Origin of the sequence: Bacillus sp. TH13 (genome assembly GCF_016651175.1) — a bacterium.
Taxonomy (GTDB): domain Bacteria; phylum Bacillota; class Bacilli; order Bacillales; family Bacillaceae_G; genus Bacillus_A; species Bacillus_A thuringiensis_S.
In genome coordinates this window covers 3,039,459-3,054,389 of record NZ_JAEKEJ010000025.1, presented here as the reverse complement: position 1 = coordinate 3,054,389, position 14,931 = coordinate 3,039,459, and the positions used below count along the sequence as shown (strand labels likewise).

Here is a 14,931-nt window from a genome sequence, read left to right as displayed (position 1 = left end):
GCAAATTTATTACAATAAAAAAACTATCCGTATAAAACGAATAGTTTTTAATCAAATTACTTTACAATCGATTCTTTTGATAATTTCTCAATAGTTGGGATATCCGCAGGTGCCCATTCTAAAGCTGCTAGTTCATTTGGATATAACCATTTAATTGCTACGTGCTCAGTTAGAACCGGACTTCCTTCAACAAGTTTACAATAGAAAGTTTTCAAATGAACAATACCAAAATCATACTCATAGGCTGTATAATCAATTTGCTCACCAATCTGCACGCTACAATGCATTTCTTCATCAATTTCACGCTTTAACGCCTCTTGAGGTGTTTCTCCCTCTTCTATTTTCCCACCTGGAAATTCCCACATAAGAGGTAGCGATTTAGATGGTCCTCTTTGTGCACATAAAATTTTCTCATCTTGAACAATTACTGCTCCAACAACATAAATATTTTTCTTCATTATGTCCTCCTTAAATCTCACAGAAACTCTATACTTTATGTTTCCACACTTTATAGACTGAAAAATGCCTTTTATATCTTTTAACGACTAATATATTTTTAATCAGTAAGCTAGATTTTATCTATCCCTATCTAGCTCTTTTAATGTAATTAGCCTAACACTCTCATCTCTTTTATATTATATAGAAGTAACTACAAAAATAAAGCCTGATTGAACACTTCCCTTTTAAGCCTCTTTTTTCACCATTTCCTCGTACCTAAAATCACTCTCCTCCAAAAACCCCCTACTCTCCCCACTCCCCTTATAAAAACACTCCCAACCCCTCTCCCTCAAAATTCCCTTCCAACTATCACTCTCAACCATCCTCTTAATCACATCATCCCAATAAGCAACCTCTTCCTCCGTCATATCTTTTGGGCCCATAATTCCTTTCCAGTGCTGGAAGATGACGTTGATTCCTTGTTCTTTCCATGTTGGGATTTCGGGTAGGCGGTCTAAGCGTTTTGGTGCGGATACGGCTAGTATTTTTATTTTGCCGGCTTTGTATTGTTTTTCGGCTTCGGATAGGGTCATGGTTGCGGCGCTGATTTGTTTGTTCGTTAGGGCGTTTATGATTTTTTCTTTGTTTTCGTAGACGAAGAATTGTAGTTCGGCAGGGTTTATGCCGAAGGCTTTGCTTACTTGTACGAAGGATAGGTGATCGTCGTTTCCTAGGCCGGGTGCAACGCCGATTTTGAAGTTTTTCTTGTTTTGTTTTAGTTGTTCCATTAGTTCGTTTGCGTTTTCTATGTTTGATTCTTTTGATACGACAACGACTTCCCAGTCTGATGCGAGTGTTGCGAGCGGTGTGAAGTCTTTATATGTTAGTTTACTGTGGCCTAGTAGGTTGTTCGTTATGAGTAAGCTTGAGTTGATCGCCAGTACGTGACCGCCTTTTTGTTTCGTATATTTCCATCCGACGTCACCGCTGCCACCTACTTTGTTTGTGACTGTGATTGGTTTTGTGAAGATTTTTTCTTCTGTTAGCGTTTTTTGCATTGCCCGTGCTGTTAAGTCCCATCCTGCTCCTTGAACGTTTGGCGCAACGATTTCTACTTTGTCTATGTTTACTGTATTCGTTTGAGTTTTTTCCGAGGAACAACCAGCTATTACTCCTGTTATGATCCATATACATAGTAATAATCGTTTTTTCATAGTCCTCGTCCTATGCGATATTTTCTTTCTGGTCGTCCGATAATGCCGTATGTGTACTCTACTGTGCATTCGTTTGTCGCTACTAAGTATTCTAAATATCTTCTTGCGGTTGTTCTGGATGCCCCCATTTGTTCTCCCATTTCTTCTATTGTAATGCCCTCTTCGAATCCTTTTATAATTCCTTTCACTTTTTGCAATGTTAACGGATCGACACCTGTCGGTAAGTTTTTCATATCTTGTATTTGCGAAGTACCGAAGAAGTTATCGATAAGTGTTTGATTCACTTCATTGTTACTATGTAATAATTGCTTCTTTCTTTTATAGTCTTCAATTGTGCGAACAAATTTTTCTAACGTGACCGGTTTTATAAGGTAATTGCTTACTCCGTTTCGAATTGCTTTTTCTAGCATATAGTTTTCATTCGCCGCCGTTACCATAATGACGTCAACGCTTGGAAAGTCAGCATGAATTTGTGGTAATAAGTCAGTTCCGATTCCATCTGGTAAATAATTATCTAATAGAAGTAAATCAATTTCTTCCCTTTGTAGTAGTTCTATCGTTTCTTTCGCATTTAATGCTTTTCCGATTACTGTTACGCCCTTTATTTTTGATAAAAACTCTTCCTGAATTTGCGCGACGCGGAAATCATCTTCTGCAATTGCAACCTTCAACATATGTCCATCCCCCTGTTTGTCATGTACTTTCTTTCAATGTTTTCGGAAGGTAAATTGTAAAAATAGCTCCCCCATTTTTCTCGTTTTGAATTTCAATTGTTCCCTCTAGTAGATCTACCATTTCTTTCACGTTTGCTAGTCCGTAACCACGATTGTTTCCTTTCGTTGAAAATCCTTTTTGAAAAATGGTCGTTATTTTTTCTACCGGTATTCCTATCCCGCTATCTATCACTTCAAACACAATATCGTGTCCAATATCCGTAACAAAGAAGGAAACACTCTTTTCCTCTCGTTCATTCACCGCATCAAATGCATTGTCGATTATGTTTCCAAGAACCGTAATAAGATGCGAAACCTTTATATGGTCTGGTAACGGATGAAGCGCGCTGTCTCCTTCAATATGAAAATCGATTTTCTTCTCAGACGCTGTTCCAAGTTTTCCTAATAAAATAGCCTGTACTTTCGCATCATGAATTTGATGGAATAAAATATGGTTTTGGCTTTGATGAATGTTAGATTCTTGCTGGATAAATTCAATCGCTTCTTTGTAATGCCCTAACTGCAATAAACCCGATAACACAAAAAGCTTATTTGTAAATTCATGCGTTTGAGCACGCAAGTCCTCTGAATATTTTCTTACCTCAGATATTGTATTCACTAAGTTTTGCAGTTCTGTTTTATCTCTAAAACTACATACAACGCCTACCGTACTATTATTTTCGAGTATCGGTGTCATGTTTAAAATAAACACTTTATCTTGAAACGCGATTTCTTGATTGTTTTCTCGCACTCTTTCCATATTAAAATTCGGTAAAACTTTTGAAATGTGCTGCTGCATATAATCATCATTTACATGAAGCATTTCTTCTGCCGACGTGTTCATCATCGTAATAAAACCGTTTTGATCAATAGCTATAATTCCTTCTTTTATAGATAGTAGTATCGCGCTTCGTTCCCGGTATAACGCTGCGATTTCATTCGGCTCTAAACCGAGTGTATCTTTCCTGATGCTACGCGCTAAAAGGATTCCACCAACAATGCCGGCTAATAATACCGCTACGGAAAAGAGGATAATTTCTTTCGTTCTACTCAATATGTTAGATTCAATGCCTTTTATTAGAAACTCTACTGTCACAACACCTACTACTTGATCGTAATCTCCGTTATGAACAATAATGGGTGCTTTCGCCATTAAAGCTGGACCACTTTCACCATTTCCTTCGAGCGTATAATAGCCACCAAAAGTGAGTGCTTCATAGTTATATGGATTGTTACTCTTTGTTCCAATCAACTCAGAATTAGAATGGGAATACATAACCCCAGAGCGATCTTCTACAATGACATAATCTGCACCAGCTTGCTCACGAACTTGTTCCGCAATGGATTGAATCGTACTTTTATGCTCGTTATTTTGAAAAGCTTCTTTTATAGCAGGCATAAAAGAAAGCGACTTCGCTGTTTGCAGTGCTAACTGTTCCACTTGTCGCTTCGTATCAACGGACTGAATGTAAACAAAGATCCCCGCTAATAGGAGAACGATAAATAAAATTAACGCAATAATTAAGCTTACTATTTTCGTTTGCAATGACACTTTGCGTGATTTTTTCATGCTTCATATCCTTTGATAAAATATTCAAAACTATCAATCTCCTTTTTCTATTATTATGACAAAACTGAAAATGAAGCAACTATTAAAAATATCCATGTTCATAAAGTACAAAAAGAATAAAATTGTCATAATATTGAGATTTCATTTAAAGGACAGTACAATTCTTTTGCGATGAACACGCTTTCATAATTATCATTTTATTACTAAGCAAGAGGAGGAATTAGTATGGCTCAAGTAAAATCAAACCGAGTCGCCGGCAATATTTTCAAAGGTTCAGTTGGTAATTTAATTGAATGGTACGACTGGTACGTTTACTCTGCTTTCGCCGTTTATTTTTCAGCAGAGTTCTTTCCTAAAGGCGATCCAACGAGTCAGTTACTGAACACAGCCGCTATTTTCGCAGTTGGATTTTTAATGCGCCCTATCGGAAGTTTATTAATGGGCCGCTATGCGGATCGGCACGGACGCCGGGCAGCATTAACACTTTCGATTACAGTTATGGCGGGTGGTTCTTTAATTATTGCCTGTACACCGAGTTACGAAAGCATCGGTATTATGGCACCAATTATTTTAGTTCTTGCTCGTTTACTTCAAGGGTTGTCACTCGGCGGAGAGTACGGAACTTCCGCAACGTATTTATCTGAAATGGCTAGTAGTGGACGCCGTGGTTTTTATTCAAGTTTCCAATATGTAACGCTCGTTGCTGGACAGCTGGTTGCGTTAGGCGTTCAAATTGTTCTTCAGCAATTACTAAGCGAACCCGATATGAAAGCTTGGGGCTGGCGCATTCCATTCATTATTGGAGCGATGGGAGCAGTAGCTGTATTATGGCTTCGCCGTACGATGGATGAATCGGAGCAGTTCTCAAACATAAAATCACAAAAACGCGAAAGCGCAGGAACTGTTCGTGCACTTATGAAACACCCGAAAGCAGTATTAACAGTAGTCGGCCTAACATTAGGAGGCACTGTTGCATTTTATACGTACACAACATATTTACAAAAGTTCATGGTAAACACAGTCGGTCTTCCGAAAGAAGTTGTAAGCTGGATTAACTTTGTCGCACTACTTATTTTCGTCGTACTTCAACCAATTGCAGGGCTACTATCCGATAAAATCGGACGCCGCCCACTATTAATGGCATTCGGTATTCTCGGAACATTACTAACGTCACCAATCTTCTTCTTCATGGAAAAAACGACTGAACCAATCGTAGCATTTTTACTCATGATGGTCGGTCTCATCATCGTTACTGGTTACACTTCTATTAACGCAATTGTAAAAGCAGAACTCTTCCCGACCGAAATTCGCGCACTAGGCGTAGGTTTACCATATGCACTAACCGTTGCGATATTTGGTGGAACAGCTGAGTTCATCGCATTATGGCTAAAGAGTATCGGAATGGAATCACTATTCTATTTCTACGTAGCTGGATGTATCGCGATCAGCTTTATTACGTATTGGCGTATGGATGAGTCATCGAAGACTTCGCAGATTGAGGCGGAGCTTGGTGGTGGGGATAAACTAGCTAATAATAAATCTAGTTAAAATGATGTATTCTGTGTTCTTCGTTTATCTGAACTCGATGAATCTCTTTCTTGGCAGGGTAAAGATGTTGTTGGTGCTTTAGAGGTAAGATTAGGATTTACCATTGATGTAAAGGTAACTGTGAATGGAGCGCCACAATACAAAGTACATAATAGCAAGGATAAAAGATACTATGTATCAGCAATTGACGCCTATTTGTATGTAAAGTAAGAGGTATAAAAGGGCATCCACTTAAATGATACTTTTTAATTTAAATCAACAAAAGAGACCGCAAATGTTAGGTCTCTTTTGTTGATCATTCTCCATATGTAACTTTCTCTTCACTTACTCCAAGCTAGATAACATGGTTCATTGAAATATTCAATCTTAAAGAAGGCTTGTTCTTCAAAAAATTCATTTCTTGCCCTCAGAATCTAGCAAAGTAGCTATTCAATAAATTTTTTCTCTGAATCCAAAAATTTATAAAACCTATTTAACAAATCTTCCTTCGTAGTTGGGGTATCTTGGGGCATATAAGTAATAAAACTTGTCATATCTTCAGGATAATCATGTCTATCATAAAACTCTGCAATTCTATTTAATAGTTCATCCTCATCAGTAATCTTTTCTTTTAACTTAGATAAGTAAACGAATCTGAGTTTACTTATCTCATTCTGTAATTCTTTACTATTTTCTTCTAGATTAGGAAAGTGGAAATCTTTAATTTCAAACAAAATTTTATCTAAATCACTAGAATCTATTCCCCAAGCTAGTTCATTAACAAAAGCTTCATCATCACCGGCTTCCATTAGTTCCACCGCATAATCAGAAATGACATTCGGTTCGAAATATTTTTTATTTACACCGGTATAAATAGTTTTCCAATCATACTTAAGACCTTTGTTCTTAAAATCTATTAAATCCATATAATTCTCCTTTTACTTTTTGGGAACTTGATTTGGTTTCCCTGTAACAGTACCATTTTCAATAAATCTTCTATGACTTACATTTCCATTTGGTTCAACAATCCACTCAAAGACACCTTTTTTACCACCGTTGCTTCCTTCTATTTGGAAGAATATTCTACTAATACGATCTCCTCCTACTAATGGAAATTCATCAGCAAATCTTGAGTAATTATCAACAATATCAGAAAAGCCATGTTCCTTAGGGACATGAGGAAACTCTTTTACTATGATAGGCTTTCCTTTTTCATCTCTTCCCCAAATAAGTTTTACTTTATCAATCTTTTCTCCACTTCCAACTCGCTTTCCATCAATAACAGGTTCCTCTAATTCCTCAATTACTTTTGGATTATCTCCGCTGGTTTTATTGCTGGTATTATCCATCCCTTTAGTAGCATTTTCCTCTTTATTAAGTTTACCATTCTCTTTAACTTTATTAATACGCTCACCAGAAGATGGAGAAGACTCGAATTTTTGAAGAGTATCCTTAGCATTTTGAATCGATTTATCCCAAACCAATCCACCATGTACAACAACACCAACACCAGCCGCTGTAGCAACTGCATCTAATGGAAGAACAATTGGTGATGCTAACCCACCACTTCCTACTTCTGCGACAAGTGTTAAGAAATTAGCCCCACCTACTAAAGATGTAGCCATGTTGCAAGAAATTTCAAATCACAGCACAACACAAATCACACTAAAATACATTGGTATCAACAAAGAAAAAAAGATAATATTCTTGATACATTTCAAATTTAATTTATTTAGAATTACTATTTTTTAATTATATTTTCGAAAAAACGTTAGATTATACATTTTTTCTTTGTTATATTTAAAGAATAATTGGAGTATTAAAATCAACTGATAGAGGTGTTTGCGTGGAATTATTTGAGTATTATAAAAAAAGGGGAAGTTTAAGTGTTTAATTGGAACTGGGCTTTTTCTTTATGGATTAATTGGTATGTATAATACTTGGGGTAACATTAATTGGGGACCAGTAATCTTAATTATTATAGCTTCTCTTGTATTTTTTAGTATTGGATTTTGGCAATTAAGCAAAGGAAATTTACTAGAAAAAATATAGTTAAAAATGATTTAACATTTTGGGATATTGATACTTATGTTTTGTTAGAATTACCCAGCAATAATAAACATTTAGGTTTATATACTCCTGATGGAAGATATGTAGCAGGAACAAAGATGATTTCTTCAACATTACCTATTTTAAAAAATAAAGAAGTTTTTGGATTAGAAGCAAGTGATGGAGAAATTCTTGCATACTTTCATAGTGAAATTGAAAATTATGATTGGGCTATTTATGATTCAAATTATAATTGTGTAGGTATGTTTAAAGAAAATATGATACAAGGATTTGGAATGGTACGTGGTTCTTTAATAAATGAAAAAGAGATAAAACTTTCTGAGATAGAAGTTGAATTTGATTTTTTTGAAACATCTTTTCGTACAATAGATGATCGTATATTAATAAACTGTAAAAAAGGATATATGCCTTTAGAATGGAGTGAAAAATTCGGATTAAATGTACCTATTATTAAATTAGGTAATAATATTTCTAATGCTGAAAAGATATTTGGTTTAGGTATTCTTATTTATATTTTAGAAACTATTAAAGTAAGAAAAAGTAGGATTTTTAATGATTAGAATTAAATTATTATAAAATTTATTAAATGTTTTATTAAGAATCACCAAAAGTGAAAGTAGCTCTAAAATCAATTTTTATTGTATATTTTGGAGCTACTTTACGTTTACTTCTTAAAATTAATAAGCATGTATTACCAAAACCAACTAGAAATAGAATTGGCAAACAGGTAAAAATCAATTGCCATTTTTTATAGCTTTGTATGTATTTGAATTCCTTTTGCTTTCTCTTCTTTACCCTTCACACGTACAATTAAATCATATGATCCGGGTTTTGGCGCTTCAAAAGAAAGCAAACCTTCTTTTTGAGAAGTGACTTCTTCTTCATAAATGACCTTATCATCTTTTGTGACTTGCAATAAAATCGTACCTTCTTCAACTGCTGCCTCATAAGGAATTTCCACATTTCCTTTTTCAGCTTTAAGCGTTTGTAAATCGTAATACCCCTGCAAAGAACCAATTGTTAAAGTCGTTTCGCCATTTTTTTGAACCTTTGTGACTTTTGTTGCTGTATTACATGCGCTTAACAATACAACAAGAGTCAAAATGAGAAATGAACGAAGTAATTTCATAGAGAGTCCCCTTCCTTTAAATATATATGTCTTAACATTCATTCATTAACTATTTCAAAAACACTAACAGCTTAAAAAATCACCGTGTTTCTTCAACTTCTTTTTTAAATAATTTTTGAAACTCTAATTCTGTTTCATTAATAAAACCAAGATGTAAAACACTAGAAATATCTTCATGATTCAAAAAGAAATTATACTCCGAAGAAATATTACCATGAGGAAAATAACAACATACATAATCCCATGTTCTTTTTGTTTCAGAATCCATCTGTTTTCTTCCATAAATCATTAATGGATGTTCCCAATCTTTAAACATTACAACAGAACCTATTGGAAGTAATTCTAACTCTAAATTTTGTACCATCTTAGTTTCCCCTTCTTAAAATAGCCTTTTTTATAATGAAATAAGTAATAGAAAACAACAAACAAGTACCAATTGTACCAAAAACTGCAACCGAAATGTTACCTGCTAATGTTTCATTTGGATCCAATGCATTAGGTAAAATTGTACCAAAAATTGCAATACAAGCTAATATAATCATAAGATATTTAAAATTTTTCACTTTTTTATTCATACTAATTATCTCCTTTATTCCTTAACACTAACTTCTAAACCAAATCCCCATAAACCTACACCAGGACCAAATGGTGCATGGAATTTGAATCCGCTTTTTCCAGCTTCAAAAGATCCCCCGAGTGTTCCAAGCGATGCTGATCCCCCAATTTGTAACTTTTTATCCATAAATGGAATAGGAATTTTTATAGCACTCTCATATTTTACTAGAGTAGCTTCAGCTCCTATATGTAAGTTTCCATTTTCCACATGAGCACCTAACTCTGCAGTAGCAATCGCTACTTTAGCCTCAGCTCCTATTCCAAATCCTTTAATATTCTCTTGTTCTATTCCAGCTTGGGCTACTGTAAAACCAACCATAGGTCCATAGGTTTGTTCTCTCTTTTCTTTATCTTTTACATCAAATCTATCATAAGTACGAGAACTTACAAATGGCTCTGCTTCAAGTGTAAGACCTTTAATAAATATACCACCATATCCCTTTTCCTCAGTAAATGATTTTTCATACTTTTTACCATTTATTATACTACCAATTCCTTTTACAACTACTCCAGTAATTGTTGCTACTCCATTAGCTGTTTCCTCAGCTTTTTCCTTTACCTCTTTTGAATCCATCAAAAACCAATCATTTTTAACAGCTTCTTTTTCAATTTGAACAGCATGAACTTTATCTTCTGATTTTTTTTGAATAGCCACCGTCCATTCCATATTTAATTCTTTCACACTAAATATCCCTGTTAAAGCATTAAAACCTTTTCCACTTTGGACTTCCGCAAGACCTGCAGCAATACTCGCTGCTAATTGAATTGCTGTACTATAATTATTACTAGAGGTCTGATTGAATTGATACAAATGATCCAGCTTTTCTTGCAGTTTTTTCCTCATAACAATAAAAAGATTTACCATAGCATCCATACCCGGAATTGGCATAGCTTGATTGACAGCTTCCATACTTGTTTTCATTCGATCAATTTCTCGAATTTGTTCTAACACTTCTTGTTCAATAACATCAGTTGAAGCTACCTGTGATTGAAATTGACTTGGAAAGGCATTATTCTGACGGATTAGTTCTTCACATAAGTAAATAATTCCTTGTGCTAGAGGACGAAAAGTTTGTACAAAAAATGATTTTGCACTGCTATACGTTTGCCCTTGTAACACAGTATCAATTGCAAAAGCATCAATCGACTGAATCGCTTGTTCCATACCTTGAATGGTGGCCGTACATACAGCATTCATACTTTGAGTTTGGTTCTGTACTTCTCCCAAATACATATTTAAACTCATGAATTAGCCTCCTTTACTAATTGTTGTTGCTGATATGAAAGGGCGTTTTCTAAATTACTAAGATCTCGTTTCTCTTTAAACAATGTTTCTTTTTTGTTTTCCAATTCAAATGTTACTTTTCGTTCAATATGTTGTGCATCTTGATACGTATTCAAAAAAAACTGGGACATTTCTCTATCACCATGCCAAGTTCCTAAAATTCGTTCAAACAAACGACGATTTCGACTCCTACATTCATAAAAATCTGCTTCCGCTTGTTCCTGAGCTTGAATCGCGAATTGATTTCGGTCCTGTTCTTCAAATACATTTCGTAACTTTAGATTTAACTCTTTAATTTTATTTTCAATATCTCGACCCATCTTTTTCCTCCTACTATTTTACTTTACGTAGGTTGTCACATCAGCGAAAAGTATTGTGAAGTTCGTTATCCATTCTCTCAAATTCTTTAGCTACCGAATGAATATTATCAACCGCTTGCTGGAAGGCAGCGGAAAATTGTTTCGTCAAGTCTAAAACTTGCTGATTCGCTTCTTGTGATTTGAAATTAACAGACAACGTTGTACGCGCCGCCTTTGTTATAGAACGACTGGTTGCACTTTGAATCCTATCAGAGGCTGATCCCATTTTCGTAGCAATTTGCGTTGCTGTTTGTAAATTACTTTGAAATTGTCCCATTCTTTCAAACCCTTTCTATAAGTTTTCCAGACGCACCAAAGAAATCTCATTAAATATATATCCCTATCAATATCACTCGCTAGGCATGCAATCAAATGAGCCATACAATATAAGCTGTATGGCTCATTTGAAATACTTGTTATATAGAGTAAAACAATTTTTATTTCAAACCAAAATTACGTGATAATTCTTCATCATGAGAAGCAACAGCCTCTGCAGTTTTATTAAGCTGCATATTAATTTCTTGTAATAGCTGTGCAAAGTTTTGTACCTTTGGCTTTAATTGATTGAACTGTTGGTCAAAACCTTCAAAAGCACGACCTTCCCATTCTCCTCTTAATTCATTTTGTAAGTTTTGTAGTTGACTTAAAATGTCCTCAATTTGATTTGCACCTTGTCCATATCGAGCCGCTTTCGATTTAAGCTCCTCTGGTGACATACGAATTTGTCCAGCCATTTTCATTTCCCCTTTAATACATAATGAGCAAAATATATATTGGTTAATTTTACTAAACATATTATAATCTATTATTCTGAACTTTTAAACGTTTTATCTTTCTACTGAATATTAGAATATGAATATTCAATTCTAATCATTAAATATCCTACTTTTTCTTGCTTTACAAGATTTCATGAAAAAAAGACCACCAAAAGGCAGTCTCTCAAAATTCAACCCTATTCCTAATCCCGCACTCCACCGCATTCCCATACAAATACTTCGCAACGATAATATCTACTACAGCCAAACCAACTGATTTGAAAATAATAATCTCTTCATCATTTTCGCGTCCAGCTTTTCCCCTTATAATTTAACCAATTTCGGCGTGGAGATTGCTAGTTTTATCAAAATTTGAAGGTTACCTGTTTCTAGATCCTATTCAATTAAGCAATCCTACAAATGCCTCTTTTTCCTCATCTATAAAACCTTCAAATACAATTTCTTCAATAGCATCATGATTAAATAGAAATGTATAATCAGGATCAATATATTCTTCTGGATAAAAACAGCCAATATAGTCATACATTACAGGTTCTTCAACCATAAGTAGTTGTTTTCTCTCGTAAATTACAACCTTTTTTGTCCCTCCTATTTTTTCTATCCTTTAACCAACTATAAGAAGAATGCGATTATATACTTGAAATGCAACAAATTCTCTTTAAAAGCCTATACGTATTTTCCTTCCATCTTCTATATGCTTCCGTAAATAATAATACTTATGGAGTTCTATAATCATATAAAACAAACCAAACGAAAACACTGTGCATGCACACATAAATACAATTGCCCCCATCTGTTGTGTTGCAATGCTAAGAATTATATTAGCAATTAACTGCCCCGATCCCGCTGCAATAGCTGCTACTTTTACACCACCAGTTCCTTTCGATGATTTTGATTTTTTTCTTGGTTCCTGAAGTTTTTCAATATGATTTTTATAAAAATGATACAAAGCAAAACTATACAAACCAAATGAAAGAATACAATAGATAGGAGTTTGTAATTGTAACACTTCATAAGCATATTTTTGAGTTATAACTAATAATCCGACTGAACATATGGTGCCATATACTCCTCGAAATAGAGTGTATTGTAATTGTCGTTTCCGAGGATTGATAGCAATCCATATCGCCCACAAATTTAAAAAAACAACTGGAGGAGTTACTATATATACATAGAGTAATCGAAAAGGATTCGCAAACGCAGGCAAAAGAACAAACACGTCTGCCCCCAAAAGGACAAGAACAATTACGTGGACTCTTATTTCATTTACAGGATAAAGAGCCATATAATGTGCAAAAGCTTTCTTATTAAAATCTATACTTTTTTTCATGTTAATTAAACCACCCCGCTACTGTTCCAATCAGTAAAAGTTTCATAACTATTCATTCTCTCCCCCTAAATTTATCCATAATATTATGAGCAACTATATTCCATAGTAAAGAAAGTACGGTAACAAAAAGTACAGCTAAAGAAAAATAAATCCTATCCTTCCATGTATCATATACAATCATGCCTAGTACAATCATTATTAACGCACCAACACATATAACTATTTTTGAAAATTTTCGCATTCTATTATCTCGCTTCCTTCTCAAACTTAAATGAAACTCCTGCGGAATCTATAACCATACCCACCTATTACAATCTCACCTTTGGAACTTATATCATAATCACCTAATACAGGTATATAATTAGGTATCTTAATTTTAGTAATTTCCGCTTCATATGTTTGCAACACTATCAACGTTTCAAATGTCCTTTATACATTCCTTATTTAACCCCAAAACATTAAAATATGAATATTATAAAAATTAACTATCTACTTCCCATCAAAATTACGGTAATCCTATTAAGCCTGGGATTACTCCTTCTACCTTCGCCCATTCAAACGAGCACTCAACTAACATTTGATTCTTACACTTAATTTTTAATAAACCTTCTTCTTCTATCGTATTTATTTCAAAATAATCAATTATATTTTCTGTCCCTAAACCTTTTATTGTTAAATTATGAATAGCAAAGAAAGATATCTCTACATAAATTACATCCCACTTATCCCATCTTTTTGGCTTGTTTTCAACATTTTCCTTTGTCATCAATTGAATAACTAAAGTAGGACCATCTCTTTTAAGACGCACATCTAATAACTCTGATTCTTCAAACTTTGGTATTTTCCCAAAAATACTAATTAACGCTTGTGGATTTAAAAATTTAAATTGATCAATCATTTTTATACTTCCTATTTTTATTTCTCTTCTCAAAATAATAATGATCCTCCATACCATCTACCTGTCCTGTTCGTGTATTGTATTCAGGTCTTACATTATGATGCGGTGACTGATCTCCAATTCCACCTTCTCCAAACTTATGACCCTCTGAATGATCTTGAATTATAATTTTTTGACCTTTTACTTCATATGTTAATTCTCGAGTTATAATAGGCTGTTTATTATCATTTAATATCCTTTTACCATTACTATCTGTTAATGGTACCATTTTTTGACTAATCGGGTGTTGAAATCTAGGTATATTTAATTGTCTTTTAATTTCTTTTAAACTAGCTCCCCTAGATTCATGAGAATTTTCCCCCTCAATCTTCTTAACTTTGAGATAATATTAAAAAGACTTATGCGTAATTCACATAAGTCTTACTTTTGTTACTCATAATTAATTATTATTTGTCTTTGCAATCACATAAGCTAGAAAACACTTCTCAAAAGGACGAACCAATAATGCACACTCTACAAAATAGAATTGATATCCATTAAATATAATAGTCAGGATTTTCATCCATTTTAATTAAAAATTCTTCTAAAGAATCCGCTATTTTCTCATCTTCAGAGTAAATAGGACATTGACCTAATTCATTTTCCTCTTTAAATTTAATTGTTAAAAAGTTAAGTTCTGTTACTTCAAAAAACACTAATGAATCATCATCTACATCATCTAGGTTTGGATTATATTCATAAATATCTTGCCTTAAACGGAAATCTACAACTGAAATCGGGTCCATAAATCTGTTGAAAAACGTTCTTTTATCAGACTTTAAAAAACCATAACCTATTTCTTGATAAAAGCGTTTTAGTTCTTTTGGGAGTTCCATTTGTAATAAACTTTCTGCCTCATCTATCTCATCTTGATATATAGGATAGAAAATAGGTTTCTGTTTAGAACGGACACTTCTGTCTGCTACAACATATTCTTTCAAAAAATTAAACATAATTTTTACTACCTC

General features: G+C 34.0%; 18 protein-coding genes and 5 pseudogenes. 4 read left to right on the top strand and 19 right to left on the bottom strand.

Annotated elements, in window-relative coordinates; all coding sequences use genetic code 11:
- Positions 1 to 56: 56 nt before the first annotated feature.
- The 4 genes from JFU02_RS24270 to JFU02_RS24255 form a co-directional block, all read right to left on the bottom strand.
- Entirely contained in the window at positions 57 to 458 is a 402-nt protein-coding gene (locus tag JFU02_RS24270) for a (deoxy)nucleoside triphosphate pyrophosphohydrolase (protein WP_000739608.1), read from the bottom strand.
- Positions 459 to 683: 225 nt separating this feature from the next.
- Positions 684 to 1,652: a tripartite tricarboxylate transporter substrate binding protein gene (locus JFU02_RS24265; protein WP_201071768.1), complete on the bottom strand. Its 969-nt coding sequence runs from the start codon at positions 1,650 to 1,652 to the stop codon at positions 684 to 686.
- On the bottom strand, positions 1,649 to 2,326 hold the full coding sequence (locus tag JFU02_RS24260; protein WP_098300682.1) for a response regulator: 678 nt from the start codon (positions 2,324 to 2,326) through the stop codon (positions 1,649 to 1,651). The genes JFU02_RS24265 and JFU02_RS24260 overlap by 4 nt, the downstream gene beginning before the upstream one ends.
- A 19-nt stretch (positions 2,327 to 2,345) precedes the next feature.
- Entirely contained in the window at positions 2,346 to 3,935 is a 1,590-nt protein-coding gene (locus JFU02_RS24255; RefSeq protein WP_098300684.1) for an ATP-binding protein, read from the bottom strand.
- Between the two features lie 225 nt (positions 3,936 to 4,160).
- On the opposite strand from JFU02_RS24255, the gene JFU02_RS24250 reads away from it, so the two are divergent.
- Positions 4,161 to 5,483 (top strand): MFS transporter, encoded by a 1,323-nt coding sequence (locus JFU02_RS24250; RefSeq protein WP_098300686.1) that lies wholly within the window; start codon positions 4,161 to 4,163, stop codon positions 5,481 to 5,483.
- Positions 5,484 to 5,522: 39 nt separating this feature from the next.
- A pseudogene (locus JFU02_RS32240) lies at positions 5,523 to 5,693 on the top strand (N-acetylmuramoyl-L-alanine amidase); the annotation flags it as partial.
- Positions 5,694 to 5,908: 215 nt separating this feature from the next.
- Here JFU02_RS32240 and JFU02_RS24245 read toward each other — a convergent pair.
- Positions 5,909 to 6,388 (bottom strand): DUF2247 family protein, encoded by a 480-nt coding sequence (locus JFU02_RS24245; protein ID WP_000364135.1) that lies wholly within the window; start codon positions 6,386 to 6,388, stop codon positions 5,909 to 5,911.
- A gap of 12 nt (positions 6,389 to 6,400) precedes the next feature.
- Positions 6,401 to 7,078, bottom strand: a pseudogene (locus JFU02_RS24240) (hypothetical protein); the annotation flags it as partial.
- Here JFU02_RS24240 and JFU02_RS24235 point away from each other — a divergent pair.
- Positions 7,071 to 7,189, top strand: a pseudogene (locus JFU02_RS24235) (tyrosine-type recombinase/integrase); the annotation flags it as partial. The pseudogenes JFU02_RS24240 and JFU02_RS24235 overlap by 8 nt on opposite strands.
- A 119-nt stretch (positions 7,190 to 7,308) precedes the next feature.
- Positions 7,309 to 8,092, top strand: a pseudogene (locus JFU02_RS24230) (ABC transporter ATP-binding protein).
- 188 nt (positions 8,093 to 8,280) lie between these two features.
- Here JFU02_RS24230 and JFU02_RS24225 read toward each other — a convergent pair.
- The 13 genes and pseudogenes from JFU02_RS24225 to JFU02_RS24165 all read right to left on the bottom strand — a co-directional run bounded on the left by JFU02_RS24225 (position 8,281) and on the right by JFU02_RS24165 (position 14,916).
- Positions 8,281 to 8,661: a BA_1872 family lipoprotein gene (locus JFU02_RS24225; RefSeq protein ID WP_000771855.1), complete on the bottom strand. Its 381-nt coding sequence runs from the start codon at positions 8,659 to 8,661 to the stop codon at positions 8,281 to 8,283.
- A gap of 79 nt (positions 8,662 to 8,740) precedes the next feature.
- On the bottom strand, positions 8,741 to 9,025 hold the full coding sequence (locus tag JFU02_RS24220) for a DUF4176 domain-containing protein (RefSeq protein ID WP_061665890.1): 285 nt from the start codon (positions 9,023 to 9,025) through the stop codon (positions 8,741 to 8,743).
- A gap of 1 nt (position 9,026) precedes the next feature.
- Positions 9,027 to 9,236, bottom strand: coding sequence for a hypothetical protein (locus JFU02_RS24215; protein WP_001036917.1), 210 nt, complete (start codon positions 9,234 to 9,236; stop codon positions 9,027 to 9,029).
- A 14-nt stretch (positions 9,237 to 9,250) separates the two neighbouring features.
- Positions 9,251 to 10,522, bottom strand: coding sequence for a T7SS effector LXG polymorphic toxin (locus tag JFU02_RS24210; protein ID WP_061665891.1), 1,272 nt, complete (start codon positions 10,520 to 10,522; stop codon positions 9,251 to 9,253).
- The gene (locus JFU02_RS24205) at positions 10,519 to 10,881 is read right to left on the bottom strand and encodes a DUF3958 family protein (RefSeq protein WP_061665892.1); all 363 of its coding nucleotides are present in this window, start codon (positions 10,879 to 10,881) and stop codon (positions 10,519 to 10,521) included. The genes JFU02_RS24210 and JFU02_RS24205 overlap by 4 nt, the downstream gene beginning before the upstream one ends.
- A 40-nt stretch (positions 10,882 to 10,921) precedes the next feature.
- Entirely contained in the window at positions 10,922 to 11,197 is a 276-nt protein-coding gene (locus tag JFU02_RS24200) for a TIGR04197 family type VII secretion effector (RefSeq protein ID WP_000529664.1), read from the bottom strand.
- A 160-nt stretch (positions 11,198 to 11,357) separates the two neighbouring features.
- Positions 11,358 to 11,654 carry a WXG100 family type VII secretion target gene (locus JFU02_RS24195; protein ID WP_000918591.1) on the bottom strand — a complete coding sequence of 99 codons (297 nt, stop codon included), beginning with the start codon at positions 11,652 to 11,654 and terminating at the stop codon, positions 11,358 to 11,360.
- A 205-nt stretch (positions 11,655 to 11,859) separates the two neighbouring features.
- Positions 11,860 to 12,039 (bottom strand): annotated as a pseudogene (locus JFU02_RS24190) (ornithine cyclodeaminase family protein); the annotation flags it as partial.
- Positions 12,040 to 12,075: 36 nt separating this feature from the next.
- The gene (locus JFU02_RS24185; RefSeq protein ID WP_061667979.1) at positions 12,076 to 12,297 is read right to left on the bottom strand and encodes a DUF4176 domain-containing protein; all 222 of its coding nucleotides are present in this window, start codon (positions 12,295 to 12,297) and stop codon (positions 12,076 to 12,078) included.
- A 57-nt stretch (positions 12,298 to 12,354) separates the two neighbouring features.
- A complete protein-coding gene (locus tag JFU02_RS24180; protein WP_061667978.1) occupies positions 12,355 to 13,026 on the bottom strand; it encodes a hypothetical protein in 672 nt (223 codons plus the stop codon).
- Between the two features lie 505 nt (positions 13,027 to 13,531).
- The gene (locus JFU02_RS24175; RefSeq protein ID WP_061667976.1) at positions 13,532 to 13,924 is read right to left on the bottom strand and encodes an immunity 50 family protein; all 393 of its coding nucleotides are present in this window, start codon (positions 13,922 to 13,924) and stop codon (positions 13,532 to 13,534) included.
- Positions 13,917 to 14,192 carry an HNH/endonuclease VII fold putative polymorphic toxin gene (locus JFU02_RS24170; RefSeq protein ID WP_000249010.1) on the bottom strand — a complete coding sequence of 92 codons (276 nt, stop codon included), beginning with the start codon at positions 14,190 to 14,192 and terminating at the stop codon, positions 13,917 to 13,919. The genes JFU02_RS24175 and JFU02_RS24170 overlap by 8 nt, the downstream gene beginning before the upstream one ends.
- Before the next feature lie 268 nt (positions 14,193 to 14,460).
- Complete coding sequence (locus JFU02_RS24165) at positions 14,461 to 14,916, bottom strand: SMI1/KNR4 family protein (RefSeq protein ID WP_000481686.1); 456 nt, start codon at positions 14,914 to 14,916, stop codon at positions 14,461 to 14,463.
- Positions 14,917 to 14,931 lie beyond the last annotated feature (15 nt).

Excerpts from the sequence above, each read along its gene's own strand:
- JFU02_RS24270 (WP_000739608.1), bottom strand. The coding sequence starts at position 458 with ATGAAGAAAAATATTTATGTTGTTGGAGCAGTAATTGTTCAAGATGAG.
- JFU02_RS24265 (WP_201071768.1), bottom strand. The coding sequence starts at position 1,652 with ATGAAAAAACGATTATTACTATGTATATGGATCATAACAGGAGTAATA.
- JFU02_RS24260 (WP_098300682.1), bottom strand. The coding sequence starts at position 2,326 with ATGTTGAAGGTTGCAATTGCAGAAGATGATTTCCGCGTCGCGCAAATT.
- JFU02_RS24255 (WP_098300684.1), bottom strand. The coding sequence starts at position 3,935 with ATGAAAAAATCACGCAAAGTGTCATTGCAAACGAAAATAGTAAGCTTA.
- JFU02_RS24250 (WP_098300686.1), top strand. The coding sequence starts at position 4,161 with ATGGCTCAAGTAAAATCAAACCGAGTCGCCGGCAATATTTTCAAAGGT.
- JFU02_RS24245 (WP_000364135.1), bottom strand. The coding sequence starts at position 6,388 with ATGGATTTAATAGATTTTAAGAACAAAGGTCTTAAGTATGATTGGAAA.
- JFU02_RS24225 (WP_000771855.1), bottom strand. The coding sequence starts at position 8,661 with ATGAAATTACTTCGTTCATTTCTCATTTTGACTCTTGTTGTATTGTTA.
- JFU02_RS24220 (WP_061665890.1), bottom strand. The coding sequence starts at position 9,025 with ATGGTACAAAATTTAGAGTTAGAATTACTTCCAATAGGTTCTGTTGTA.
- JFU02_RS24215 (WP_001036917.1), bottom strand. The coding sequence starts at position 9,236 with ATGAATAAAAAAGTGAAAAATTTTAAATATCTTATGATTATATTAGCT.
- JFU02_RS24210 (WP_061665891.1), bottom strand. The coding sequence starts at position 10,522 with ATGAGTTTAAATATGTATTTGGGAGAAGTACAGAACCAAACTCAAAGT.
- JFU02_RS24205 (WP_061665892.1), bottom strand. The coding sequence starts at position 10,881 with ATGGGTCGAGATATTGAAAATAAAATTAAAGAGTTAAATCTAAAGTTA.
- JFU02_RS24200 (WP_000529664.1), bottom strand. The coding sequence starts at position 11,197 with ATGGGACAATTTCAAAGTAATTTACAAACAGCAACGCAAATTGCTACG.
- JFU02_RS24195 (WP_000918591.1), bottom strand. The coding sequence starts at position 11,654 with ATGGCTGGACAAATTCGTATGTCACCAGAGGAGCTTAAATCGAAAGCG.
- JFU02_RS24180 (WP_061667978.1), bottom strand. The coding sequence starts at position 13,026 with ATGAAAAAAAGTATAGATTTTAATAAGAAAGCTTTTGCACATTATATG.
- JFU02_RS24175 (WP_061667976.1), bottom strand. The coding sequence starts at position 13,924 with ATGATTGATCAATTTAAATTTTTAAATCCACAAGCGTTAATTAGTATT.
- JFU02_RS24170 (WP_000249010.1), bottom strand. The coding sequence starts at position 14,192 with ATGGTACCATTAACAGATAGTAATGGTAAAAGGATATTAAATGATAAT.
- JFU02_RS24165 (WP_000481686.1), bottom strand. The coding sequence starts at position 14,916 with ATGTTTAATTTTTTGAAAGAATATGTTGTAGCAGACAGAAGTGTCCGT.